20 protein-coding genes and 1 pseudogene are annotated in these 24,678 nt (G+C 61.0%); 6 read left to right on the top strand and 15 right to left on the bottom strand.

Annotated elements, in window-relative coordinates; all coding sequences use genetic code 11:
- Both VL547_RS10205 and VL547_RS10200 read right to left on the bottom strand, forming a co-directional pair.
- Positions 1–1,417 (bottom strand): tetratricopeptide repeat protein (locus VL547_RS10205; RefSeq protein ID WP_325577559.1); only part of this gene is annotated, 1,417 nt, incomplete at its 3' end.
- A gap of 37 nt (positions 1,418–1,454) precedes the next feature.
- Positions 1,455–2,507, bottom strand: a complete 1,053-nt coding sequence (locus VL547_RS10200; RefSeq protein WP_325577558.1) for a DUF5700 domain-containing putative Zn-dependent protease — start codon at positions 2,505–2,507, stop codon at positions 1,455–1,457.
- A 62-nt stretch (positions 2,508–2,569) separates the two neighbouring features.
- Between VL547_RS10200 and VL547_RS10195 the strand changes: the two genes are divergently transcribed.
- Positions 2,570–3,139 (top strand): hypothetical protein, encoded by a 570-nt coding sequence (locus VL547_RS10195; RefSeq protein ID WP_325577557.1) that lies wholly within the window; start codon positions 2,570–2,572, stop codon positions 3,137–3,139.
- A gap of 24 nt (positions 3,140–3,163) precedes the next feature.
- Here VL547_RS10195 and VL547_RS10190 read toward each other — a convergent pair whose 3' ends face one another.
- From VL547_RS10190 to VL547_RS10145, 10 genes are all read right to left on the bottom strand, one after another.
- Positions 3,164–3,595, bottom strand: coding sequence for a DinB family protein (locus VL547_RS10190; protein WP_325577556.1), 432 nt, complete (start codon positions 3,593–3,595; stop codon positions 3,164–3,166).
- Positions 3,592–4,008 carry a VOC family protein gene (locus VL547_RS10185; protein WP_325577555.1) on the bottom strand — a complete coding sequence of 139 codons (417 nt, stop codon included), beginning with the start codon at positions 4,006–4,008 and terminating at the stop codon, positions 3,592–3,594. The genes VL547_RS10190 and VL547_RS10185 overlap by 4 nt, the downstream gene beginning before the upstream one ends.
- A 54-nt stretch (positions 4,009–4,062) precedes the next feature.
- Complete coding sequence (locus tag VL547_RS10180; protein ID WP_325577554.1) at positions 4,063–4,494, bottom strand: AraC family transcriptional regulator; 432 nt, start codon at positions 4,492–4,494, stop codon at positions 4,063–4,065.
- 27 nt (positions 4,495–4,521) lie between these two features.
- Positions 4,522–5,277, bottom strand: coding sequence for an SDR family NAD(P)-dependent oxidoreductase (locus VL547_RS10175; protein ID WP_325577553.1), 756 nt, complete (start codon positions 5,275–5,277; stop codon positions 4,522–4,524).
- Between the two features lie 139 nt (positions 5,278–5,416).
- A complete protein-coding gene (locus tag VL547_RS10170) occupies positions 5,417–6,310 on the bottom strand; it encodes a helix-turn-helix transcriptional regulator (protein WP_325577552.1) in 894 nt (297 codons plus the stop codon).
- Complete coding sequence (locus VL547_RS10165; protein WP_325577551.1) at positions 6,307–7,221, bottom strand: 2-dehydropantoate 2-reductase; 915 nt, start codon at positions 7,219–7,221, stop codon at positions 6,307–6,309. The genes VL547_RS10170 and VL547_RS10165 overlap by 4 nt, the downstream gene beginning before the upstream one ends.
- An 87-nt stretch (positions 7,222–7,308) precedes the next feature.
- A complete protein-coding gene (locus VL547_RS10160) occupies positions 7,309–8,661 on the bottom strand; it encodes an FGGY-family carbohydrate kinase (RefSeq protein WP_325577550.1) in 1,353 nt (450 codons plus the stop codon).
- On the bottom strand, positions 8,658–10,079 hold the full coding sequence (locus VL547_RS10155) for an FGGY-family carbohydrate kinase (RefSeq protein WP_325577549.1): 1,422 nt from the start codon (positions 10,077–10,079) through the stop codon (positions 8,658–8,660). The genes VL547_RS10160 and VL547_RS10155 overlap by 4 nt, the downstream gene beginning before the upstream one ends.
- Positions 10,057–11,016 carry an NAD(P)-dependent oxidoreductase gene (locus tag VL547_RS10150; RefSeq protein ID WP_325577548.1) on the bottom strand — a complete coding sequence of 320 codons (960 nt, stop codon included), beginning with the start codon at positions 11,014–11,016 and terminating at the stop codon, positions 10,057–10,059. The genes VL547_RS10155 and VL547_RS10150 overlap by 23 nt, the downstream gene beginning before the upstream one ends.
- The gene (locus tag VL547_RS10145) at positions 11,013–12,281 is read right to left on the bottom strand and encodes an MFS transporter (RefSeq protein ID WP_325577547.1); all 1,269 of its coding nucleotides are present in this window, start codon (positions 12,279–12,281) and stop codon (positions 11,013–11,015) included. Before VL547_RS10145 ends, VL547_RS10150 begins: the two co-directional genes overlap by 4 nt.
- Before the next feature lie 68 nt (positions 12,282–12,349).
- Between VL547_RS10145 and VL547_RS10140 the strand changes: the two genes are divergently transcribed.
- Entirely contained in the window at positions 12,350–13,114 is a 765-nt protein-coding gene (locus VL547_RS10140) for a DeoR/GlpR family DNA-binding transcription regulator (RefSeq protein WP_325577546.1), read from the top strand.
- Between the two features lie 220 nt (positions 13,115–13,334).
- Here the strand turns inward: VL547_RS10140 and VL547_RS10135 are convergent, their stop codons facing one another.
- Entirely contained in the window at positions 13,335–14,867 is a 1,533-nt protein-coding gene (locus VL547_RS10135; protein ID WP_325577545.1) for a RagB/SusD family nutrient uptake outer membrane protein, read from the bottom strand.
- Positions 14,868–14,876: 9 nt separating this feature from the next.
- Positions 14,877–17,951 (bottom strand): TonB-dependent receptor, encoded by a 3,075-nt coding sequence (locus VL547_RS10130; RefSeq protein ID WP_325577544.1) that lies wholly within the window; start codon positions 17,949–17,951, stop codon positions 14,877–14,879.
- A 257-nt stretch (positions 17,952–18,208) separates the two neighbouring features.
- On the opposite strand from VL547_RS10130, the gene VL547_RS10125 reads away from it, so the two are divergent.
- The 4 genes from VL547_RS10125 (at position 18,209) to VL547_RS10110 (ending at position 24,377) form a co-directional block, all read left to right on the top strand.
- Positions 18,209–20,557, top strand: coding sequence for an ABC transporter permease (locus tag VL547_RS10125; protein WP_325577543.1), 2,349 nt, complete (start codon positions 18,209–18,211; stop codon positions 20,555–20,557).
- A gap of 96 nt (positions 20,558–20,653) precedes the next feature.
- A complete protein-coding gene (locus VL547_RS10120) occupies positions 20,654–23,011 on the top strand; it encodes an ABC transporter permease (protein ID WP_325577542.1) in 2,358 nt (785 codons plus the stop codon).
- A gap of 26 nt (positions 23,012–23,037) precedes the next feature.
- A complete protein-coding gene (locus tag VL547_RS10115) occupies positions 23,038–23,553 on the top strand; it encodes a hypothetical protein (RefSeq protein WP_325577541.1) in 516 nt (171 codons plus the stop codon).
- Positions 23,554–23,639: 86 nt separating this feature from the next.
- On the top strand, positions 23,640–24,377 hold the full coding sequence (locus VL547_RS10110) for a hypothetical protein (protein WP_325577540.1): 738 nt from the start codon (positions 23,640–23,642) through the stop codon (positions 24,375–24,377).
- Here VL547_RS10110 and VL547_RS10105 read toward each other — a convergent pair.
- Positions 24,374–24,678: pseudogene (locus VL547_RS10105) on the bottom strand (short chain dehydrogenase); the annotation flags it as partial. The gene VL547_RS10110 and the pseudogene VL547_RS10105 sit on opposite strands and share 4 nt — an antisense overlap.

The following is a 24,678-nucleotide window of genomic DNA, read 5'->3' as shown; positions in this document are numbered from 1 at the left end:
GGAGCAGCTCGGTCACGTCCACAGGTACCTTGTGGAGGGTGGCCTCGGTGATCTCGAAGTCGGCCTGGAGCAGCTCGGTGATCAATTGCAGACAGCGGCTGCTCCCCTTTTCGATCAGGCGGACCCATTGGAGGGCCTCCCTGGAAAGTTCACTGTCTTCTTCCGCCATATACTCGCTGATGGAATGGACCGCGCCGATGGGGTTGCGCAGGTCGTGGGCGATGATGCGGATCAGGCGGGCGTAGTTCTGGTTGCTGGTTTCCAGGGCGGCGGTCGTAACGTGCAGCTGGCGGTATTGCCGCCGGCTGCGGCGGCTGCTCCGCCATAGGACGAAGCAGATGACGGCGATCAGGAAGCAGGCGACGCCCTCGAGCCAGGACAAGCGCCGGTCGTATACCGCGCGCTGGCGGGCGGCTTCGAGCTGCTGGTCCTTGAGGGCATAGGAGATGTAGTCGATACCGGATTGGTTGTCGACCTTTTGCTTGTCTTCGTAAAGCCGCACCAGGGTGGCGCCATACCGGGAAGCGGTCAGCGTGTCCTTGCGGGCGAGATAAAAGCGATATAACCGGTCGGTGGTCTCGAGGACGTTGCTGGTGTAGCCGCGTTCGTTCATGATGGCGAGACCCTGCTGGTAGTAAGACACCGCCCTGGCGGAGTCGGTAGTGGCGTAAATATCCCCCAATTCGCCCAGGACGTCCAGGCACATGAAGAAAAGCTTCTTCCCGAGACCGCCGGCGAGCGTCTTTTCCAGGAGTGCGATGCCTTCGTCCCGGCGCCCGCTTTGGATAAGCCGGTCCGCCTGGAGCTGGCGCACCGCCAGGAGGACGCGGGCGTCGTTGTACCGTTCGGCGATCGCGATCGAGCGGCCGATATACCAGTCGATCGAATCCGGCGCAAACTGGGCGGGGTATTCCTGGATATAGTTATAGATGACCAGGCTCATGATGGAGTCCTTGGCCAGTCGGGCGCCCATCGCCATCGCATCCCGGAACAACGTTATGGATTTGGCGCTGTCGTTTTTGGAATTGTAGACCTCCGCCATATTCATCCACGTCTGGACCATGTTGGCGGAGTCGCCGAGCCGCGCGTATTGCTGGTGGGCGTCCCCGTAATATTTCAAGGACAGCTCGAAGTTCCCGTTGATCTCGAAGTACACCCCCAGGTTATTGGTGGCGTCGGCTATCCCCTGCCGGTAGTCGGTCCGGCGCGCGATGTCCCGCGCCCTGTCCGCGTACCAAAGGGTCGTATCGGCGCTTTGCTCGTAGGACAACATCGCGATCCCGTTCAACGCGTCGACGTACCGGGCGCTGTCGGTGAGCTGCGGGAGGCTTTGTTTAAAGGTATGCAGGGCCTGCTCCTGGCTATAGGCGTGGATGGTGATGAGAAAGGCGGCGAGCAGTTGGGCAGCTGTTTTCACAGAAAACGGTTTGCCTCTAAAAGGTACGGATTTACTGCTACTTACCGTCATAATTCCCGACGGCTATACACCGCCTCTCCAACACCATCAAATACCCCATGGCCTCCGCGCTAAACACCGGCGGTTTCCGCGGATCGAGGGCCGCGGCCTGATTGTAGTAATAAAAGAACCGGAAGGGGTTGTCGTTGTGGGCGACGAGCTCGGCGGTGAGGCCGCCGCGGCGGATGACGTCGGCCATGTACATACCGGGGAGGTGGCCGCTGGAATAGTTCAGGATCGCGTCATAGTTCCCCGATCCGCGGCGGAAGCACGAATCGAGCGCGCGGATGGCGGCGGGGGCGCGGTCCATAAGGCGGTGGAGGTTACCGGCGGCGCGAAAGACCTGACCGGGGTTGTCGATCACGAGCATCTTGTCGATCAGGTCGGCGCTGCCTTCGTTGTTGACGAGGTCGACCGCGGTAAAGGCGGCGGAGTCGTCCGCGGTGACGGGGCGCCGCAGGCTGTCGTCCACGCGCATCTGGTGGTGGAGCTCATGTCCGGCGAGCGCGCCCTTGCGGAAGCGGTCGTACTCATAGACGCGGGCGAGCCCGAAGTACATATGGCTGCCCTGGACCGCGCCGTCGAAGGCGATGGCCATGATATAGATGGTCAGGTCCGAAGGGATGGGGAGGTGTTTGTCCTTCGGGAGGTATTGCAGGGCGAGGTCCCGGCATCCGGAAAGGTAAGCCGGTGAAACGACGGTGTCGGTGTAGGCGCGTAGCGCGGCTTCATGATCGCGGATATACACCAGGTTGTCGAGGATGTCATCGTTCTGGTCGGGCAGCGTCTTGAGCGAGTCGCGCATCGACGGACGGAAAACGAATTCCAGGTATCTCCGGTGTTCGGCCACCTCCTCCGCCGGCCGGTTGGCGTGCATGTAGACTTTGTTCCCGGGGAGGTCGTAGTAAGCATTCCATAGGGAGTCGGTCAGCGGTTTGTCCCGTTCGAGGCGGTCGACGACGCGCCAAAAGGCATCGATGGCATCCGTATTGAGTCGCTGGGCGGTGGCGGCGACGCCCCAAAGCAAGGGTAGCAGCAAAAGGAATCTCATGGCAGAAAGATACAAAAACCAGTTTTTCCGGGATTATATTCGCGTATCCAAACACACGAGCCATGAAACACGCATTCCTGATCCTTTGTATCATCGGCGCGCTGGGCGCGAACGCACAGGCAAAACCCTTTATGCTCACCGGGCCGGCCGACTGGGAGCTCGAGCAGTTTCCCCTCCCACCCGGGTTCGCGCCGGCGATACCCTACAAGGGTCTCGAGGAGTTGCGGTTTGCGCCCGGTATGTTTAAAAAAGATGCGCCGGACTACTTTACATACGCCTTCGTCGCGCGGCTGGACAACGCCAAAAGCGTGCAGCAGGCGGACATCAGGAATTACCTGTTGATGTACTTCAAGGGTTTGTGCAGTAAAACCGCCGCGGACCGGAAGCTCCCGCCGGTAGACACTTCCGCGATCAAAGCCACCATAGGGAAAAGGGATGGCTTGTACGATATAACGTTAAGCGCCTTCGGCGTCTTCGCCGATGGCGCTCCGGTGACGCTCAATATGGAGGCTAAAGTGATGACCGACGGGCAGAAGGTATACCTCCTGTTTATCGTATCCCCCCAGCCAAAATCAAACGCCGTCTGGCAGCAATTGAAAAAGATACAAGCGGACGCCGCGATACCCCATTAGGCGCCGCGATACAAGAGAATCGTACTATGCCCCGAACTGCCGCAGGTGGTGATCCGCGTGCTTGTACGACATCACCGCCACCTCCTCCGCCGTCAGCGGCCCGAAGAACGGGTGGATGATCGCTGGATGCGGTTCGCACAGCATGGTAATCCAGGCGGCCTTCTCCGCAACGACATCCACATCCGAGCGAACGATCAGCCCGGGAAGCGTTGGCGAGTTGCGCGGCAACGGCCGGTCGTCGGATATAAAGCGGGCTTTTGCCATCCGGCCGAAGATCCGGCCGATAAAAGCGCGCGGATAGACGGTGCGGCCCAGGGCCAGTTCTTCCCAAAGCCGGCAGTGGCGGAGCATCTGCGGGGCGGTCATTTTGCCCCATAGCGGCTGGCGGTCCGGCGTAAAGGATTCGATCCGGCTAATGATGGCGGCGCGAACGAAGGGGTCGTCTATATTTTTCATACCGATGGTGTGATTTGTGCCAGTGAAAACCAATTCCCCGAGTCGTCCAGGAAAATGGCCTCCAGGCCATAAAACTCCTTGGTCGGCGGCTTCTTGAAGACGACCCCCTTGGCAGACAGCTCTTCGTAGGTGGCGTAGATATCGGCGCTGGTAAAAACGGCGATGCCAAAGGCGCCCTCCCGGATCATGTCGGTCAGGAGCGTGACCCTTTCCGGGCCGTACGACCGGTTGTCGACCGGTGATAGGACGATCTCCAGGCCGGGTTGACCGGGCGGCGAAACCGTCACCCAGCGGCCGCCCTGGGGCATCGGTACGTCCAGGACCGGTTTGAAGCCGAGCTTGTTTACATAAAAATCGTGGGCCCTGTCCAGGTCGATGACCATGATACTGGTGTGCGTCAGGTGCGAGATCATTGCCTTTTTTTCCAAAGTAACGACGCGCCCGGGAGTATTGCTTATCGAAAGTTGTCAAATATTTTCCGCGAGCCACCCGTTACGCGTGGCAAAACATGCCGGCACGAACTGGAGCGGCGCCGTCGTTGCCGCCGTCCTGAACGCCCGGCGGCCGGCCAGGCAGGCCGTCGGCGTACACCCATGCACCCGTTTGAACAACAGGCTAAAAGACCCCACGCTTTCGAACCCCACGGCATAGCATACCTCCGAAACCGCCAGGTCGCCGTCGAGCAGCTCGAGCGCCTTTTGCAAACGGACGTGGATAAGGTATTGGTGGGGTGTGCGCCCGTAGGCGCTCTTGAACAGCTTGAGGAAATGGAACTTGGAGAACGCCGCCTCGTCCGCGATCAGGTCCAGGTCTATCGCTTCGGCGTAGTGGGCGTCGATGAACAACTTGGCCTGGACGAGACGGCGATACAGGTACATCTTCGGATAGGCGGCTTCCATAGCCACAAGATACGGAAAAGACGCGCGTTACAGGTGTATCCCCCCCGTAACCTCGATCCGCTGCCCGTTGACCCACCGGGCATCGTCGGTGCAAAGGAAGGCGACGACCCCGCCGATGTCCTCCGGGAGCCCCACGCGGCCCAGCGCGGTCTGGGTGATCAGGAACTGCTGCAGCTGCGGCGTATTGCGGATGACGCCACCGTTGAAGTCGGTCTCGATGCCGCCGGGGGCGACGACGTTAGCGCGGATGCCCCGTTTGCCGTATTCAAAGGCCACGTACCGGGAGAAAACCTCCACCGCGCCTTTACAAGCCGCATAGACCGAGTAGTTGGGCACGACGAACCGCGAACCCGCCGCGGTGATGAACACGATACCGCCCTGGTCGTTCATCATTTCGAGCGTCTTTTGGGTCAGGAAAAAAACACCCTTGAAGTGGACGTTCAAAAAATCGTCGAAGGTCGTTTCGGTGTGCTGCGCGATGGGTATCGCGGCGCCGGTGCCGGCGTTGTTGATGAGGAAGTCGAGGCGGCCGGTGTTCCAGGTATTTTTTAGAACCGCTTTCAGCCGTTGCATGAACCCGTCCAGGCCGGCGATGTCGGCCACGTCGAGCTGCATCGCTTCCGCTTTTCGCCCAACGCCGCGGATGGCCGCCACGACCGCGTCCGCGTCGTCCTTCCGGCTGTGGTACGTGACGATCACGTCAATGCCTTTGGCCGCCAGCGAGAGGGCCATGTCTTTTCCGAGGCCCCGGCTCCCGCCGGTGACCAGTGCTATCTTTGCCATAGTGGTTTGAATTTGCTACGCAAAACTAGCGCGCTTTGCCACGCCCGCCCTTAGCGGATTCAAACCAATCCTTATGGAATTCAACGATCGGGCCGCGGAGGCGACGCTGGCCACCTGGGGTATACGCTGCCCGCCGTCGTCAGGCGCCGTTACGGAACTGCGTCGGGCTCAGCTGCGTCTTCTGCCTGAAGAAGGTATTGAAATTCGGAGCCTCCGGGAACCCCAGCGCGTACGCGATCTCCGAGACGTTCCAGCGCGTACCCCTGAGCAGGACCTTGGCTTCCTGGAGGATGCGCTCGCCCAGCAGGTCGGTGGTGGTTTTGCCCGTGGCTTCCTTGAGCGACTTGTTGAGGTAGTTGACGTGGATGGACAATTGGGCGGCGAAGTCCGCGGGGGTGCGGAGCGCGAGCCGTTCACGGGTGTCGCCGATGGGGAACTGGCGCTCCAGGAGCTCGAGGAAAAGGTCGGCGACGCGGTTAGAAGGGGCCTGCGTTGAGTCCCCGGCGGGGCGCAACCGTAGCGCGTAGTGCGCGATCTCGAAGATACAGACGCGCAATGCGTCGTCCCGGTGGGCGTGTCCGGCCCCGAGCTCCGCCAGCATGCGGCGGAACAGCGTTTCGGCTTCGGCGTATTGCGGCTCCGTCAGCTCGAACACCGGCGTCCCGCCGGGTTGAAAAAGGGGGTATTGCGTCAGCGAGCCGAAGTGGTGGAAAAAGGCCGCCGTAAACACGCATACATAGCCGCCGCGACCGCCGTCCATGCGTTCGACGATATACGGCACATGGGGGTTGGAAAACAGCAGCCCGCGCGTGCCGATCTCCAGCGTACGGTCCGCGTACCCCACGCGGGTCGGGCCGTCGAGCAGGCTGATCTTGTAATAGTCCCGTCGGATGAACGGGATCGACTCCGAGTTGCGGCCGACGTAGTCCTCGATGGTAAAGACGTTACAGTGGCCTATCTCCCGCCGCAGCCGCTCCGGCGCGGCGTCGAAGCGGTCCCGGTAGAAGTCCTCTATGGAATGCGTTTGTTTCATCGCGCCGACAATGCCCGGTACATGTCCGCATACACCGGCGTGGGCACGCCGAGCTGCTGCCCCAGCCGGACCACGTCGCCGGTGAGGGCCTCGACCTCGGTGTGGCCGCCCTTCTGGAAGTCGGCGTACATCGACGTCGTGGCGGCGGGCGCGGTCTTGTCGATGCGCTGGGCGACGGAGGCCTTGACGTCTTCGGTCACGCGTATCCCGTTGGCCAGGGCGACGGCGTAGCATTCGTCCAGGAGCGCCTTTACATGGGCGTATTTCGCCGCGTCATCCCGGATGACGCCGATCGCGCTGTTGTAGAAAGAGGTGGCGGTAGCCATCACCGATATGAACAGGAATTTCCGCCAGACCTCGAGGTCGATGTCGGCGGGTATCCTGGCGTCCAGCCCGGCGCGGGTAAAGACGTCGAGCGCCGCCCTCGGATCGCCGCCCTGGCCGCCGAACAGGATTTCCTTTGGCGCGCCCGTCTGCTGAACCACGCCCTTTTCGAGCTGGCGCGCGGCGATATAGATCACGCCTTCCCATACGTCGACCGCCGGGAAGACCGCGCGGACCTTGTCCGCGATACCGATGCCGTTGAGAAAGGGCAACACGACGGTCTGTGGCGTAATACAGGGCGCATAAGGCTTCAGGCTTTCCTCGAGGTCGTACCCCTTGACCGAACAGATCAACAGGTCGATGGCCCCGATAGCGGCAGGGTCGTTGCTAACGAGGTCGGGGTGAACGATGGCCGGGCCTTCGTCTTCGGTGATCAGCTTCAGGCCATTTTGCCGGATGACGTCGAGCGTCTGGCCGCGCGCGATAAAAACGGTCCGCACACCCGGCTGGCGCGCTCCCGCCAGCTTCCCGCCGATATAGCCACCGACGCCGCCGATGCCGAGGATCGCGATAGTCATGTTTTTCATGGGTGTAAATCTACCGATAAATCCCCGCTTACGCGCCCCGCGGACGAACGACCTTTTCAATAGACGAACGCGAGCCGGAGGCATTGGTCAGACATCCTTGATATAGCCTTTGTGGCGGAGGATATGGATAAATTCCCAGTACCCATGCTCGTACGCAGCCACCAGGTGCCGGCGGGGCATTAAAGTCTTGTCTACCGTAACCATACGGGTGACGGCTTCGGTCAGCGAGCCATGGTGGGGCGTCGCTGCGAGTATGGCAGCGCCCATGGCGGCGGAGGCTTCCTTTGTCTTGTGGATGGGTTTGTTCAGGACGTTGCACCGGATGGTGAGCCAGGCTTCGCTGTTGCTGGCGCCGCCGGCGGTGAAGACGGCCTTTACGGGCTCGCCGCAGAGGCGCCCGATCATCTCATAGGCGTACCGTTCCAGGTAGGCGACGCCTTCCATATTGGCGGTGTAGCGGACCGCGCGGTCGTCGGTCGGCGCCTCGAAACCCCGCGCCTCGGGCGCCAGGAACGGGAACCGTTCGCCTTCGACACGGAGCGGCCAGGCGGCCAGACCGGTGGGCATCAATTCCATCGCGGACTGGTTGAACGCGTCCAACGCATAACCGAACTCCCCGGTTACCCAATCGGCGCCGGTGTTGCTGGCGCCGCCAGGCATCCAGTAGCCGTCGGGGTGACGGTGGCTGTAGAGCACGCCATTGGATATTTCCTTGGTCGTGACGCCCTTGATGACCATCGTGGTCCCGATCGTCGTATTCCACTGACCGGGGCGGATGGCGCCGGAGGCGATCTGGGAGGCGCACCCGTCGGTGATGCCATTGGTGATGGCTACACCGTCCGGCAGACCCAGACCGGCGGCCAGCTCGGGCCGGAGGGTCCCGATCACCGAACCGGTGGGGAGCACCGCCGGGAGACCGGGTAGCGGCTCCCGCCAGCGGAGGTCATTCAAATCATACCCCGACTTGTATGCATTCGTATAGTCGGTGACGCCCCAGGTATCGCTGAGCTCGCCGGTGATGTAGTCGGCGGCGTGCAACCAGCGGTGTACATGGATGGCTTTGTCCGGATACCGGTCGACCCACCATGTCATCCGGGCAAGACCGCCAAAGGTGTGGAAGAGCGGGTGCGCCGCGGCGCGCCTGTCGCTGTACATCAGCGCGTGGTGTAACGGGCGGTGCATCGCGTCGACGGGGATCACCGTCCCGGACGTGGACGACACCGAGATGGCCTTTACAAAAGGAGATACATCCGGGCGGTGGACGCTGCGGAGGGCGCGCAGGGTGGCCTCCCACCAGTGGTAGGGCGATTGCTCTTCGCGCGAGCGCACGGTCAGCGGAAAGGCTTCGGAGGCGGACGCCAACAGCTCGCCCGCGTCATTCACGAGGACCACCCGGGCGCCCTGGGTACCGATATCGATGCCGATAAAACAGGGTGTCATGCGGTAAACAGCTGGCGGGTCTTTTTCCATTCATCATACCACGCGCCGTAGTCGTCATCCGGCACCGCCGTTACCACCCCCGCGTCTCCGGCGGCGGCGACCGGGCGACCCAGGGCGCTGTTGCACAGCAAGGCCCCGCCCGCGGCGGAAGCCTGGCGGTAGTTGAGGCGCATCCGTATCTGTTTGCCGGTGAGACCGGCCAGAAAGCGACGGAGCGTAGGGCTTTCCATACCGCCGCCGCAGGCCCACACGTATGGCTTGTTGTGCGGGCTCACACAGTCGAGGGTCTTGTAGTTCTCATAGACGCTACACGCGATGTCCCACAGCGTGGCCCATACAAAAGCGGCGCGGGTCAGCTGGTGGGAGACGGGGGTGTCGAAGATAAAGCCGCCTTTTGTCAGCGGCGTCTTTTCGTCCGCCAGGACGGAGCCCAGCGAAGCGACGCAGGGGAAGCGCGTGATCTGCCCGAGCTCCCGCTCGATGACGGCGTAGGTTTCGTTGGGATAAAATATTTCCTTGAGCCTTTGATAGTTCAGACCGGTGACGCCGGCGTTCGCCTCGAGCATAAAGGTCTCCTTGTCCGTATGCCGGCCCGTCCAGGTGCGTTGCCCGCGGTCCGTTATATAGTCGCCCGCTATCTTGTTCACCGGGGTGGTGGTGCCCGAGACGATGACCACGTCGCCGGTTTCCGGGTGGGTGCTCATGATGGCCAGCTGGGTGTCGCCGCCGCCAACGACGACGCTGGTTTGCGGTGACAGACCGAGGGCGCCGGCGCTCACGGGACCGAGTACCGTGCCGGCGTCGGCCAGCGGCGGCAGCAGCTCGGCCGAAATGTCGAACGCGCTACAGAGCTCGTCGCTCCAATCCTTGCGCGCGACATTGTACAACAACGTCTCCGACGCCTGGGAATGCTCGTACCGGACGACGCCGCTCAGCTTATACCCTATCCAGTCGCTGATGCTCGTAACTGTGTGCAGCCGCCGCCAGAGGTCGTCCCGGCGTTCGCGGACGCCGTGGAGCTTGAACGCGGAAAAAAGGGAGGTGGGGTAGCGACCGGTCAGCGCATATACCCGCGACTTGTCGGTGAGCAGGTGTTCCCATTGGCGTCCGCGGTGGTCGATGTTGGGGAGGCCGATCAGGGAATTGCCAAGACCGTCGAGCAGGACGATGCCCTCGCGCTGGCTGGTGGATGTCACCGCGAGGATCGTTGCCGGGCCGGCCTGTGACAGCGCGGCGGCGGCAATCCTCTCTATCTGCTCCCACAGCATCGCGGGATCGAAATACAACGCCTCCGGGTAGAGCGGGTCCTGGTGATAGACGATGTCCTCGCGCGCCACGCCTAGTAACGTTCCCTCCGGCGACACCACCGCGGCTCGCGCGTTACCGGTTCCGATGTCAATGATGAGATACGCTTCCATGGGCCCAGTCCAGTATCTTTTTGTTGAGGATGTCGACATGGTGGTCTTCGACTTCGTAGGTCGCGCCCGCGGTGTGCGGCGTGGCCAGCACCAGCGGGTGGTCGATGAGCCTGTAGTCTTTTTCGTCGGGGGGCTCGGCGTTGAATACGTCCAGCACGGCGCCGCCTATCCTGTGGTTTTCGATGGCGTCGATGAGGTCGTCGCGGTTGACGACGCTGGCCCGCGCGGTATTGACAAAGATGGCGTGCGGCTGCATCCTGCCGATGAGGCGCTTATCGATCATGCCCATGGTTTCGGGGGTGACCGGGAGGTGGATCGATACGACGTCGCTGGTCGCAAAAACGGCTTCGAGCGTGGTTCTCCGGTACCCGGCGTCCGGCGGGGCGACGTAGGGGTCGTAGTACTGGATCGTACACGGGAACCCCTTCACCATCCCGGCAATGCGCTGCGCCACCGCGCCAAAACCGACCATGCCGATGGTTTTGCCGGCGAGCTCGGCGCCCTTGAACTCGAGGTATGACGTATGCGCGCCATCGTTCCAGTGCCGGTGGGTGAGCCATTCGCGGCTGGGGATGGTTTTGCGCATCAGGCTGATGACGTTGGCCAGGAACATCTCCGCGACCGCCTGGGCGTTCCGGGCGGGGGTGTGGAACACCGGGATACCGTGCTCGCGGGCCGCGTCCAGGTCCACATTGGAGGGTGTCCCGCGGCAAACGCCGATAAAGCTGAGGCGCGGGTGGGCGTGGATAACGGCTGCGGTCACCTGGTCGTGTTCGGTGATCAGCGCGTCCGCTCCGGAACGGTCGAGGAGGTCGTTCAACTCCTCTGCGTCGTACGCCCGGCCGTGTTGTTTCCATTCCCGGTACACCACGTCGCCCACCTGGGAGAGCATTTGTCTTCCTTCCTCACTGTAGGGCGCGGTTATCAAAATGGTCATGTAGTACTGGTTTTGACATCAAATCTTTTGTTTCTGAGGGCAGCGGTACGGTCGGCGGCCCCGGTGGGCAGCAACGCCGTCAGCACGGCCGCGACGATATATAAACCCGATAATATCCAGATGACGCCCTCGCTGCCCAGGGGTCCGATAAAAAGCCCGACGATGGCGGGCCCGGCAAACACCGCCAGCCCGGCGCCGAGGTTCAGCACCGCCATGGCCGCGCCCTTGTCCGATTCGACCAGGGAGGGCGTCAGCGCGGAAAGGGGCACGAAACCCGCCAGGAGAGCGCCCCAGAGGCAACCCGTGAGCATGACCGCCCAGAAGTCGCCGCCGAACCATACCGGCGCATAATAGAACAGCAGCGTGCTGACCGCGCAGCCCACGCAGCCAAACCACAGCACGGTGCGTTTTAGCCCAAAGCGGTCGCCGACAAAACCAAACAGGAGGTTGAAGGCGATGTTCGAGGTAAAGATCGTCCCCCACATGTATAGCCACTGCCGGGTGCCGATGCCGTGGGAAGCCATATATACGGGCATGAAAACCAGGAAGGCGAACTGTGACGTGGTGTTGATCACGCGGATGACGCCGCAAAGGAGGATCTTTGGATGCCGGCGGATCACCGTCAGGCCTTTGGCGACCTGCTTCCTCCCATCCAGGGCGTGCGCCCTCCCGTCCAGCTTGTCTCGGTTCAGCGCCAGGGCGCAAAACGCCCCAAGCGCCACCCAGAAGATCGACGTCCATAACGTCCCCGTATAACCGAAGCGCCGGATCGCCCAGGTCGAATAGTAAGCGCCGAATACGTTCAGCCCCCCGGTGAATACGAACCAGAACCAGCCCACCGCCGCGCTTTGCCCGCGCCCCGGGCTCCGGTAGATGATCCATACCAGGAACGAATACGCGAACAACGGGTAACCGAACCCGCGGAGGGCGTACGTCGCCAGCATCACCGGGAAGTTGAGCGATCCGAGCCCCGGCCCCACGAAACCGGCCGTGCCCGCGATGTATAACAGGATACCGGCCAGCATCGTTTTTCTGGGCCCATAGCTGTCGGTCAGCACCCCCGAAAACCAGGAGGCAATGGCGATGGTCACGCCGTATACGGTAAACAACGCCGCCGAAGCCTGGATCGACAGGCCGCGGCCGACCAGGTACGGGCTTAGCCAGCCCTGCTCCACCCCGTCCCCCATCATAAAGATCAGGATGCCCAGGTACCCCCAGGCAAGCCGTTTGGGAAGACCATAGAAGGTATTTCCGGAATGGTTCATAAGCAAAATAAAGAAAACGAAACCTGAATATCCTTTATAGTTAACTTTTTTTCTATTATTTTCATTCCATGATGAACATCACCGACAGGCATCAATACATCCTCGAGAAGCTGAAAAAGGATGGCAAGGTCAATATATTCGAGCTTACCGAGGAAATGGGCGTCTCCGGGGTCACCATCCGGAAAGACCTCAAACTGTTGGAGGACAAGAAATTGATGTTCAAGATCAGGGGTGGCGGGTCGCTCAACAACCCCTATGCCGGGGACAAACCCATCTATGAAAAAGAGCTTATCAATGCCGAAGAAAAGAAAAGAATTGCAAAAGCGGCCATCGACCTCATCGGCGACACCGATTCGATCATGATCGGTTCCGGCACCACCGTGTTTGAAGTAGCCCGCGCGTTGTTCCCCGCCAAACACCTGACCGTCATCACCCCCGCTCTCCGCGTCGGCCTCGAGCTCAGCCACCGCCCCAACGTGGAGGTCCTGCAGCTCGGCGGCCTCATCCGCCCCAACTCCTCCTCCGTCATGGGCGCCAGCGCGATGCAAATGCTTTCCGACATCTCCTGCGGCATCTACTTCTGCGGCGTCGACGGCATCGACCTCAACTTCGGCATCTCCATCTCCAACATCTCCGAAGCGGCGCTCAACCAGAAAATGATCGAGTCCGCCCAAACCGTCGCCGTCCTCGCCGACAGCACCAAGTTCGACCGCCGCGGCCTCGGGCGCATCTGCAGCTTCGAAGCCGTCCACTACATCATCACCGACCGCAACGTCTCCGCCTCCACGGTCAAGGCGCTCGAGGAGCGCGACATCAAGGTTATCGTCGTATAAAATTTCCATTCGGGCCACACCCCGCGCGGCCGTTCGCGTTCGAGCCAGCACGCCGTAAAGCCAGAGGCGGGGCGTCCTGCCCCTTTTTCCCTCGTTTTGCTGTGCCACAGCAAAGCGAGGGAAAAAGGGGCAGGACGCCCCGCCTCGGTGCCTCGAGGCATGTGGGCCCGACGTGAGCGGTCCAAGTCGTGCAGACCGAGGCAAGCCCGCCGGCAACCGGCTAGTAGCCGGGGTTCTGCGTCAGCTTGGTGTTGAGCCCGACTTCGGCCTGGGGCAGCGGGTATAACAATTTATCGGGGGTCACTACGTAGGAACCGACCGGGAAATAGGTGAATTCCTGCTGGATCGTCACGCCGAAGGCGTTCATCACGGTGATGGCGGTGCCGGAGCGGACGAGGTCGTGCCAGCGCTTGTTTTCGAAGGCGAGCTCGATGCGGCGCTCGTGGAGGATGTCGGCGCGGAGGGCGGTTTGGTCGGTTTCGGTGAGGGGCTGGAGGCCGGCGCGGGTGCGGACGGCGTTGAGCGGGGTCAGGGGGGACTGGCCCTGTTCATTCAAAGCCTCGGCCAGCAACAACAGCGCTTCGGAATAACGATAGACGGGGAAGTCGTCGGAGGAACCGGTGACGGCGACGGCGCCGTGCTCGTACTTCTTGATGTAGGGTACGGCTACCTTTCCGGCGGGCGGGCCGGGGTAGCTGACGACGCTTTTCAGAGCGGAATAGGTGAAATAGTAACTTGCGTTGTAGGTACCCTCGGCGATGCCGATGGAGGCGTCGAGGCGGGTGTCGCCGGATTCATAGTCGGCGATCAGGTCGGGGGTGGGCGTGTTCCAGCCGCCGGTGCTGGTGTTGTTGATTGCGGTGCCGGTGACCAGCGCGGTGCTGGTGCTGCGGGGCAGGAAGTGGAACAACAACGGGTTCGGGGTGGCGCCGGTGGCGGTGCCGCCGAGGAACTGGACCTCGAACAACGACTCCTTGCCGTTCTTGTTAGCCGGCGTGAAGGCGTCGCCGTAATTGGCGTTTAGCGCGTAGCCCATCCCGGGGAGGGTGTTGAGCAGGGTGACGGCGTCGGTGTATTTCTTCAGGTATACGTCCACGTCAGCCAGCAGCACGGTCGCGGAGCCCTTGGTCGCCTGGCCGGTCTGTGGGAATGAAACCGGCGCGGACAGCTCGTTGATGGCGTCGTTGGCGTCCGAGGTGATCTGGGCGTATACCGAGTCTACCGACGAACGGGGCAGGAAGGCGGCGTCCGGCGTCATGACCTCGTGTACGTACAGGGGGACGGCGCCATAGAGACGGACGAGCTTGAAATACATCAGCGCGCGCAGGAACTTGCACTGGCCGTCGAAGTGGGTGGCGGAGTCGGCGGGCACCGCGCCGGCGCCCGGGAGGCGGTCGATCACGATGTTGGCGCGGGAGATGACCTGGTAGCAGTACTGCCATTCCGTGGCGTTGTACGAATCGGTGGAGGCGTCCATGAATTCACAGAGGGCCTCGCGGTCGGTGTAGGCGGTACCCCGGTTGCTCAGCAGGCTCTGGTAGATGGTATTGTCGGAGCGCATTTCGCTCATCAGGTAGTCGTTCGTCACGACGCTGGTCAGGGGCGCGTAGGCGGCGGTCACCGCGGCGCTGAACTGTTGCGTGGTCTGGTAGTAGTTGGCGTCGGAATAGGACGACTTCGGCGAGAGGTCGATAAAGCTCTTCGAGCAGGACGACGCCAAAACGGCGAGCGCCAAAATATATAGTTTTTTCATTGTCGGGATTTATTTAAAGGTGGCGGACAATCCAAAAGAAATAGTGCGAGGGATGGGATACCCTTCCTCATCGACCTTGATCCCGGACGTCGGGTCCTGCCCGCTCAGGTTGATCTCGGGGTTCATACCGCTGTACTTCGTCAGCACGGCGAGCTCCTGTATCGAAGCATACGCGCGCAGGCTGTTGAACATCGAATTGGCCTTCAGCGACAGGGTGTAACCCAGCGTCACATTCTTGATCGCCAGGTAGCTGGCGCTTTCCAGCCACTGGCTGTTGACCTCGCGGCCGATGGCGGTGGTGCCCGTCAGGGTGCGGGGATAAACGCCCGAACCGGGATTGGTCAGGGAACGCCAGTGGTCCAGCGCGGCGGCCAGGGGTACGCGCGAGCCGTCCATATTGGTCTGGTAGGCCCACTTGGCGGCGTTCAGGATCTGGCCGCCGACGTCGAAGGCGGTGCTGATCGTGAGGTCGAAGTGTTTGTAGCTAAGGGCATTGGTAAGACCGCCGGTGAACTTGGGCGTGGGGTCGCCGATAAAGGTGCGGTCGTTCACGTCGTCGATCACGCCGTCGCCATTGATGTCCTTGACCTTGATGGTACCGATGTTCGAAACGCCGTTGGGGTTGGTGGCCGTCGCCTGGTATTTGGCGGAGTTCGCCAGGTCCGTGGCGTCCTTATAGAGGCCCTCGAAAACAAAGCCATAGAAGGCGCCGAGCGGGTGGCCCACCTGCTGGCGGTAATAGTCGGAGGTAACGGTATTGTTACGACGGAGGTAACCCGGCGCGACGAGCGCGGTGATCCTGTTCCGGTCGACGGAGATGTTCAGGCTGGTGTTCCACCTCAGCTTGCCGACCAGGTTGGCGGTGTTGATCGTAAACTCGTGACCCCACAGGCTGATGGCGCCCACGTTGTCCAGGATGGACGAATAGCCCGACGCGGTCGGCAGCGGACGCGTCTGGATCAGGTGGTCAGTGTTCTTGTGGTAGTAGTCGTAGGTAAACAGGATGCGGTCCTTCAGGATGCTCAGGTCAAAACCGAGGTCGAGCTGCAGGTTGCGCTCCCATTGCAGGTCCGCGTTCCCCAGGTTGCCGATGGTCGTACCCTGTGTGATGGTGTTGTTGAAGTTGTAATAGTAGTTGGAGGTCGTGGACTGCGCGGAATAGTAACCGGAGAACGTATTGTTACCGGTCACGCCGTAGCTGCCGCGGAGCTTCAGGAAACCGATGGGCTTGAGGCGGCGCATAAAGGCCTCGTCGCTGACGATCCAGCCCCCCGACACGGAGGGGAAGGTGCCAAAACGCGCGTCGGACCCGACAAGCGAGGAGCCGTCGTTCCGGATCGCGCCCTGCAGCAGGTACCGGCCCTTGTAGTTGTAGTTGACGCGGGCGATCGCGGAGACCAGCGAATACGCCGAATAGCCGCTGCTGCCGGTGACGCTGGTGGCGGCGGACAGATAGGGTATGTCGTCGTTGGGGAAACCCAGGCCGGTGATCGTGTTGCTGGTCGAGCTGAACTTCTGTGCCGAGTAACCGCCCAGCACTTCGAGGCTGTGCTCGCCAAACGTCTTTTTATAATCGAGATAGCCTTCCGCGGTATACGAGCCGTTGTCGACGGAGCTGCTGGTGCCCGTGGGGTTGCCCACCGTGGAGGTCACCTGTCCCGACTGGTAATAGTTCCGGGTTTCGCCGCCCTTGTCGATACCCGCGTTGAGCTTCAGCTGGAGGCCGTGCAGGAACTCGTAGTTCAGGTAGACGTTGCCAAGGATGCGCGTCGTCTTATAGTCGTCGTTGGTCAGGTTGTAGGTTGCCAGCGGGTTGATATACGCCACCATCCCGGAGGAGTACACGTTGCGCTGGTAGGTGCCGTCGGGGTTGTACGGGCTGATCAGCGGGCTGGCTTCGAAAAACCGCTCGAAGTAGCCGTTCACGCCGTCGGTCGCCAGGCGGTTGTTGTGGTCGAGCCGGTAGCTCGGGGCGATGTTCACGCCCATCTTTATTTTCCCGTTGGCGGTGGTGAAGTCCTTGTTGATCCGTCCGGAAAACAGTTTCGTCCCATTGTTGATCAACACGCCTTGCTGCTCCTGGTAGCCAAAGATGGCGGTCGAAGACGAGTGCTCGGTCGCGGACTGCATCGTCACGTCGTAGTTCTGGATGGGCGCGCTGCGCGTCAGGAGCTTGAACCAGTTGGTGCCGGCGCCGTACTGCGACGGGTTCTGGTATTCGGTCGGGATGGCGCCGGTATAGCCTTCATATGTCTGCATGTCCTGGTAGCGCTCGTTCATAAAGGTCGCGAACTGGAAGGCGTCCATCGGTTTGGGGACTTTATTGCCGGGGATGCTTTGCACGCCGTAGCTGGCGTTGACCTCGACCTTTGCTTCCCCCGCGCGGGCGTGCTTGGTGGTGATCAGGATGACGCCGTTGGCCGCGCGCGACCCGTAGAGGGCGGTGGCGGAAGCGTCCTTGAGGACGGTATAGGTTTCGATCTCGTCGGGGTTGATGTTGTTGATGCTACCGGTGATCGGCAGACCGTCGATGACAAACAACGGCTGGTTGCTCAGGTAAAAGGAGGCCGCGCCGCGGATGCGGAAGTCGACGCCCCGGCCCGGCTGGCCGCTGCTTTCCATGACCGAAACGCCCGCTACCTTACCCTCCAGCTGCTGCGCAAACTGCATCACCGGCTGGTCCTGGAGCGGTTCGGCGCTCACCGTGGCGATCGAGCCGGTCACTTCGCGTTGCTTTTGCTTACCATAGCTGACCGTCACCTCGTTGAGCTCTTTGGCGATCGCCCGCAACTTGATGGAAGGGATCTTCCCCGCCTGTACCGCCCATTCTTCCGCCTGGTATCCCAGGGAGTGGACCACGAGGACCGCGTCCGGGGCGGCGTTGATGGTGAAAAAACCTTCTGCGTTGGTGGTGACGCCTTTAGCGGGAGCGCCCTTTACCGTGACGGACGCGCCGGCGACCGGCTGGTCCTTGTCATCGGTTACCCGGCCGGTGACCTTTTGCGTCTGGGCGCGACCGGCAAATGAAATCAGAAGCAGGCATAGTAAACCCACAAGAGGCTGAAAAACAGTCTTCTTCCGCATAGCGTAGGAGTTGGTTGTTGAGTGTTTTAAAGTTTACGAAAGGATAAGAAAGCGTAAATTTTAATAAAAGTAAAGCGACTTAAAGGATGAAAAGCCTTTCGAAAGTGAGTTAATAGAAACTTAATCTGCACGACGGTCCGGCCGCGCGCGCCGTGACCGGTCGCCATGTTCGTTTTTGATACAATACCACTGCGCATACGACAATGATGTTCAATGCCTTGCGGCCCGGCATCCTTTCTGTGGCAATGATAGGCACTATGCTCTTCCTCACTGCTTTCCGAAACATGCGCCGCCGTCTCGGCTTTACGATCATCAACGTCCTGGGTCTGGCGATGGGTATCGCCTCCTGTTTGCTGATCTTCCTGGTGGTCCGGTATGAACTGGGTTACGATTCCTTTAATAAGAAGGCGGATCGGATCTACCGGGTGAACCACCACTCCATCGACTACAACCCGAGGGTTACCCCGGCGATGGGACCGGCGATGCGGGCGTACTTCCCGGAGCTGACGGTGGCGCAGCTCTTTTATATCGACGCCCAGGTCAAGGTGGGGAACGACCGGTTCAACGAGAAAAACTTTCCCTTCGCGGACGAATGGGTTCCGCGGGTATTCGACTACCGGTGGATCAGCGGGGACCCGAATACGGCCCTGTCGGCGCCGCGGTCGATCGTGCTCACGGAGTCGTATGCCCGCAAATACTTCGGTAACAAAGACGCCATGGGCCAGACCGTCACCATCGACAACCGGTGGGACTGCAAGGTCACCGGCGTGATCAAGGACCTGCCGGGGAACACCTCCCTACCCTTCCCCTTCATGGTGTCGATGCTTACGGTCGAAAAGGAATTGCACGGCTCGCACGAATACTGGAACATACCGGACGGGAGCTTTACCTATTTCGCGCTCCCGGAGAATGTCTCCATCGCGAGCATACGGGGGAGGATACACGATTTCCTGGATAAAACCTGGGGCAGCGACGTGTCCAAGACCGCTACGCTGATCCTGCAGCCGCTGCGGGACGTGCACTTCGACCAGCAATACCTGTACATCACCGTGAGCCCGACCACGTCCCGGCAGACCTACTGGGCACTCGCGGGGATCGCGCTCTTTATCATCGTCACGGCGTGTATCAACTTTATCAACCTGGCTACGGGACAGTCCGCGACCCGCGCCCGGGAGGTGGGCGTCCGCAAGGTCCTCGGCGCCCGCCGGCCACAGCTGATCGGGCAGTTCCTAGGGGAAGCGGGGTTGCAGGTCGTGTTGGCCTCGCTCCTGGGTCTTCTGGCCGCGGCGCTGCTAACGCCGCGTCTAGCCGCGTGGCTGGGCATCGGTATCAGCGCCGGGGAGTTGACGGAACCCGTCGTGTTGGCCGTCCTGGTGGGACTCACGCTGCTCATCATACCGCTGGCCGGTCTGTACCCGGCCTTTGTACAATCCGCCTTCCGGCCCATCCTCACCCTGAAGGGATCGGCCCCGAACTCCCGCGGCGGGCTGGCGCTGCGCCGGGGGCTGGTCATCCTGCAATTCGGGATCTCGCAGCTGATGATCATCGGCACCATCGTGGTGGCGCGGCAAATGGATTATTTCCAGAACCGCGACCTCGGTTTTAACAAGGACTTCGTCATCTCCTTCGATATACCGGATACCGCGCACCGGCAGCTGCTCTGGCAGCAGTTGTCGTCGCTCACGGGCGTGTCCGCCATCAGCTTCAATTCGGGGTCGCCGGCCAACCTGACCGGCGCCACGGGGTATGACGCGCCGCAATACGGTCTGACCGGGGAAAACATCACGGAATTCAAGTCGGTGGACGAGCACTTTATCCGGATGTTCGGGTTGACCATGCTGGCGGGGGATACCATCATGAAAAGAAGCGCGCAGGATAGCATTCTGCCCATTGTCGTAAACGAAACGCTGGTGAACAGCCTCAACATCAAGGACCCGCACGCCGCGCTGGACAAGATGATCCGGTTCGACGGGATTTCCGGCCGGATCATCGGCGTGGTCCACGACTTCCAAAGCGAAAGCAAACACAAAAAGCGCCGCGCCTGTATCATCGACTACGACAGCCGGCGTTTCTGGAACGCCTGCGTACGGCTGGACCCGCACGATATGCACGGCACTATCGACCGGATCGGGAAATTGTGGTCGACCCTCTGGCCAAAGGAACTCTTCCAATACGAGTTCCTCGACGAGCACATCGCCACGTTTTACCGGCAGGAGGAGCAGGTCTATACCGCGTTCCGGATGTTTTCGCTCATCGCCATCGGGATCGGTTGCCTTGGATTATACGGCCTGATCGCCTTCGCCACGCTCCAACGCACCCGGGAAGTCGGCATCCGCAAGGTCCTGGGCGCCTCCGTACCGGGTATCGTGTTGCTGTTCAGCCGCGAATTCATCTGGCTGATCGCGCTCGCGTTCGTGATCTCCGCCCCGATCGCGTGGCTGGCCATGCATTCGTGGCTGATGAACTTTGCGTACCGGATCGACATCGGGTGGGTGACGTTTGCCGTGGCCATCGGCGTATCCTTCCTGATCGCCGCGCTGACGATCGCGCAAAAGACGGTCCGGGCGGCGGTGGCCAGTCCGGTCAAGAGCCTCCGGACGGAATAATGTTTGTCATGGCTATACTTCCGTGTCTAAGCTACTACAATTGACGGCCGGAGAAAGCAAATTGTGATAACCTACACGAATTACTACGTAAACAGCATGAACATCTTCAAAAGCGCCGCAAGGCAGGCTACGCGCCACAAAGAGCAAACCCTTATCAAGATCCTCGGCCTGGCCGTAGGCATTGCCGTGTGCCTGCTGATCTTTTTTGTGGTGCGGTTCGAAACGAGCTTTGACGACTTCCACCCGCAGCGGGAACATATATACCGGGTGGTGTCGGTTTTCCATACGCCCGAGGGCATCGGGTATGAGTCGGGGGTGCCTTTTCCAACGGCGGGCGCGCTCCGGCGCGATTATCCGCAGCTCAAAAGCGTTGCGTGCATACTGAGCCTCGGCGGCGACGGGCTGATCAAGCTGGCGTCCGGTGACAAGTTCCGGGAAACGAGCGGTATCCTGTACGCGGAGCCGCAGTTCTTTGACATGTTTGCTTTCCCATGGCTCGCCGGCGACAAAAAAACCGCGCTGAACGAACCCAATACCGTGATCCTGACGCGGACGATGGCAGCCAAATACTTTGGCGACTGGCGCACGGCGGTGGGAAAGACGCTGAACCTGGACAACCGGTTGTTGCTACAGGTGACGGGCGTGCTGGAGGACGCGCCGGCCAATACCGATTTCCCCCTGAAGGTCGTCATCTCGTATGCTACGCTCCGCAAAACGGGGGTCGGCGGCGCGCTCGACAACTGGGTGAGCATATTCGCACAACACTACTGTTTTGTAACGCTCCCGGACAACCTGCCGCCGGCGGCCTTCGACAAGGACCTCACGGACGTGGTCAACCGGTACAAGCCCGCGGAAAACCGCAACGAAGGCATGATGCTGCTGCCGTTGAAGGACATGCACTACGACACCCGTTTTAATGCCTTCAATAACCACCCCTTTAGCCGGGGCCTGCTCCGGACGCTCAGCCTGATCGGCTTGTTCGTGCTGATCATCGCCTGCGTGAACTTCGTCAACCTGTCCACGGCCCAGGCGGTCAACCGCGCGCGGGAAGTGGGTATGCGGAAGGTGCTGGGCGGCACACGGCCGCAATTGTTGTGGCAGTTCATGGGGGAAACGTGTCTGCTGGTCGTTACGGCCGCCATCGCGGCGGTCGGCCTGTGCGACCTGTCGCTGCCGTTCGTGGAACGGCTGCTCGATATTTCGTTTGTATGGGACCGTCAGGCGGCCGGGCTGATCATCGCGGTGGTCGTGGGGACGACCTTCCTGGCCGGGTTTTATCCGTCGCTGGTGCTATCCGGCTTCAATCCGATCGCGGCGTTCAAAAGCAAAACGGCGCCCGCCTCTTCCCTCCTGCGCCGGGTGCTGGTGGTACTTCAATTCAGCATCGCCCAGGCGTTGATCATCTGTGTGTTGATCGTCGCGGGGCAGGTCGCGTTCTTCCGCACGACGCCGCTGGGATTTGACAAGGACGCGATCCTGATCACGCATATGCCGGACAACCGGAAGATGGACGTCCTCAGGCAGCAGCTGATCGGGACGCCGGGCGTCGAAAAGGTGAGCTTCAGCTACGCCAGTCCCCTGGACGTAAACACCGACTGGAACAGCGACATCATATACAACGGCGTGGAGCAGCACGACTTTGGCGTCAACCTCAAGTGGGCCGACTCGGTCTACCCCAGCCTCTACCACTTCCAGCTGCTCGCCGGCAACCTTGTACCGGGACCCTATACGATGGTCGTCAACGAATCGTTTTTGCGCAAGCTGGGCATACGGCGGCCAACCGAAGCGCTCGGCGCGAAGGTGGTGATCAAGGGCGTGGGCGACACCAGCATCATCTCCGGGGTCGTCAGGGACTTCAACATCGCGCCCCTCCACGACACCATCCGCCCGGTGGTCATGGAGAACTGGAAGCAGAATTATTACACCGTCAATGTCAAACTTACGCCGTCGATGATCGGCCAGGCGCTGCCCGCCATCGAAAAGCTGTGGAAGGCCACCTACCCCGACGACGTCTACGAATACCGCTTCCTGGATGAAAGCATCGCGCGGTACTACGAGCAGGAGAACCAGTTGGCCACGCTTTACAGGATATTCGCGCTGCTGGCGGTGTTTATTTCCTGTCTCGGTCTCTACAGCCTCGTCTCTTTCATGGCGGTTACCCGCGCCCGTGAGGTGGGCATCCGCAAGACGCTGGGGGCGTCGGTCGCGGACATCGTCTATCTTTTCTCCAGGGAATTCACCGGCCTGGTCCTGTTGTCCTTTTTGATCGCGGGTCCCGTCGCGGGGTATGGCATGCAGCGCTGGCTGGAGCAATACGCGTTCCACTTCCATCCCGGTCCCTGGCTGTTTGCCGAGGCGGTGGCGATCTCCGTGGGGGTTGCGTGGGTGTCGGTGGGGTACCGGTCGTTGAAGGCGGCGGTGGCGAACCCGGTTCGTTCCCTGAGGACTGAATAGTCGTGTCCGTTTCGTATTTTCGGACCATGAAATGGACGCTCTTAACCCTTACCCTCCTACCCTTTTGCGCCTGCAAAAAAGGCAACGACACCGTGGTCACCTTCGCGGTCAACGGAAAATCCTGCAGTTATTCGGGCATACCCGGCAACACCTCCCACGTGGGGTACTCATCCGGCTATAGACTCAGCTATGACTTCTATTTCCAGGGGGCCTTTGGCGACTATTTCGGCATCTACGTCCCCGGCGGCGCCGGTTTCCAGGCGTCCGACGGCGAGTTTACGGACTCGCTGAACATCGGGATGACGTACCCCGCCAGCCCCTCCCTGGCGGGCGTTCCGCCGGTAAAGTTCTTTGGCGAGTTTATCTACCCAACGAAGGCCTACCGGTTTTATGTGACCATAACGCGGAACGGAGGCTCCTCCTGGGATGGGACCTTTTCGGGGTATATCGAAGGAGAAAACGTGTTCACCGGGGCCACGGAGAAGGATACGATCAGCAATGGCGTATTCAAAAACCTGCCGCTCACCCGGACGTTCGATTAGGCCGGATCGCCCCCCATGTTTGGCACTTTTGCCCATCGGGGGTGTGATTAACGCCGTGTACCTTGTTTTTAGAAAAAATACGAGGTATGAAGCGCTTATTGATATTCCTGCTGGCCGCTCCGGTTACGACCGCTGCGCAGCAGCTTGATAAAATGCCCGCCGACCTGGAAACCCAGCTCGCTCTGAGCGCCCTGCCGGCGGACCTCCAGGCGGGAGCCACGGTATACCTCCTGGACCCCGCCAAGGGATACTACGTCGGCCGGCAGGGAACCAATGGTTTTGTGTGCTTTATCGACCGGACCGATTGGGAGTGGGGGCAATTCCGTAACGACGTCTTTGCGCCGATCTCCTTCGACCCCGCGGGGGCGTCTACCACTTTCCAGGTTTATAGGGACGTCGCAGCCATGCGCGCCACCGGGACGTATACGGCCGCGCAGGTCAAGGACACGGTGATCGCGCGGTACCGCTCCGGCCGTTATACCGCGCCCGCCCGCGCCGGCGTCTCCTATATGCTGGCGCCCGTCATGCGGGTCTACATCGGGAACCCAGACAATACCACCGTGCAGACCATGAGCATGCCTCATTATATGTTTTATGCCCCGTACATCACCGACGCCGATGCGGGTACCAACCATAATTCCGGGCCCTTCCTCAACAACCCGGACAACATGATCTTTGGCGACCGGAAGGGGCCGCAAGGGTACTTCATCGTGACGGCGGACGAGAGATTAACGGCGAAGATCCTGGCCGACAACAAGGGCCTGCTCCAGCGGTTGCAGGCGTACAGTCACTTTTTCATGCCGGACATGGATATGAGCCACTAGGAATAAACCTTCAGTATTTTCCCGTTGACGGCGCCCTCCGTGCTCAGGATATAGGCATTCACCACTTTCTCCATCGGCGCCAGGTTATACCCCGGGAAAAACGCACCGTACCGCTCCTTGCTGTCCTCCACCAACCCCGGGCTCACGGCGTTGATCCGCCTTTCGCGGGTCATCTCCTGCGCCGCGCCCAGCACAAAGCTGTTGACCGCGCCATTGATCATGGCGACGCACGTGCCGTTGCGCGCCGGGTGCTCTGCGGCGATACCGCTCGTCAGCGTGAAGGAGCCGCCGGGGTTGAGGT

The organism is Dinghuibacter sp. (assembly GCF_035492835.1).
Taxonomy (GTDB): domain Bacteria; phylum Bacteroidota; class Bacteroidia; order Chitinophagales; family Chitinophagaceae; genus Dinghuibacter.
Note: the sequence above shows the minus strand (reverse complement) of the source record. Positions and strands in the feature narration are given on the sequence as shown.

Coding starts and splice junctions, on each gene's coding strand:
- VL547_RS10200 (WP_325577558.1), bottom strand. CDS start 2,507: ATGAGATTCCTTTTGCTGCTACCCTTGCTTTGGGGCGTCGCCGCCACC.
- VL547_RS10195 (WP_325577557.1), top strand. CDS start 2,570: ATGAAACACGCATTCCTGATCCTTTGTATCATCGGCGCGCTGGGCGCG.
- VL547_RS10190 (WP_325577556.1), bottom strand. CDS start 3,595: ATGAAAAATATAGACGACCCCTTCGTTCGCGCCGCCATCATTAGCCGG.
- VL547_RS10185 (WP_325577555.1), bottom strand. CDS start 4,008: ATGATCTCGCACCTGACGCACACCAGTATCATGGTCATCGACCTGGAC.
- VL547_RS10180 (WP_325577554.1), bottom strand. CDS start 4,494: ATGGAAGCCGCCTATCCGAAGATGTACCTGTATCGCCGTCTCGTCCAG.
- VL547_RS10175 (WP_325577553.1), bottom strand. CDS start 5,277: ATGGCAAAGATAGCACTGGTCACCGGCGGGAGCCGGGGCCTCGGAAAA.
- VL547_RS10170 (WP_325577552.1), bottom strand. CDS start 6,310: ATGAAACAAACGCATTCCATAGAGGACTTCTACCGGGACCGCTTCGAC.
- VL547_RS10165 (WP_325577551.1), bottom strand. CDS start 7,221: ATGAAAAACATGACTATCGCGATCCTCGGCATCGGCGGCGTCGGTGGC.
- VL547_RS10160 (WP_325577550.1), bottom strand. CDS start 8,661: ATGACACCCTGTTTTATCGGCATCGATATCGGTACCCAGGGCGCCCGG.
- VL547_RS10155 (WP_325577549.1), bottom strand. CDS start 10,079: ATGGAAGCGTATCTCATCATTGACATCGGAACCGGTAACGCGCGAGCC.
- VL547_RS10150 (WP_325577548.1), bottom strand. CDS start 11,016: ATGACCATTTTGATAACCGCGCCCTACAGTGAGGAAGGAAGACAAATG.
- VL547_RS10145 (WP_325577547.1), bottom strand. CDS start 12,281: ATGAACCATTCCGGAAATACCTTCTATGGTCTTCCCAAACGGCTTGCC.
- VL547_RS10140 (WP_325577546.1), top strand. CDS start 12,350: ATGATGAACATCACCGACAGGCATCAATACATCCTCGAGAAGCTGAAA.
- VL547_RS10135 (WP_325577545.1), bottom strand. CDS start 14,867: ATGAAAAAACTATATATTTTGGCGCTCGCCGTTTTGGCGTCGTCCTGC.
- VL547_RS10130 (WP_325577544.1), bottom strand. CDS start 17,951: ATGCGGAAGAAGACTGTTTTTCAGCCTCTTGTGGGTTTACTATGCCTG.
- VL547_RS10125 (WP_325577543.1), top strand. CDS start 18,209: ATGCTCTTCCTCACTGCTTTCCGAAACATGCGCCGCCGTCTCGGCTTT.
- VL547_RS10120 (WP_325577542.1), top strand. CDS start 20,654: ATGAACATCTTCAAAAGCGCCGCAAGGCAGGCTACGCGCCACAAAGAG.
- VL547_RS10115 (WP_325577541.1), top strand. CDS start 23,038: ATGAAATGGACGCTCTTAACCCTTACCCTCCTACCCTTTTGCGCCTGC.
- VL547_RS10110 (WP_325577540.1), top strand. CDS start 23,640: ATGAAGCGCTTATTGATATTCCTGCTGGCCGCTCCGGTTACGACCGCT.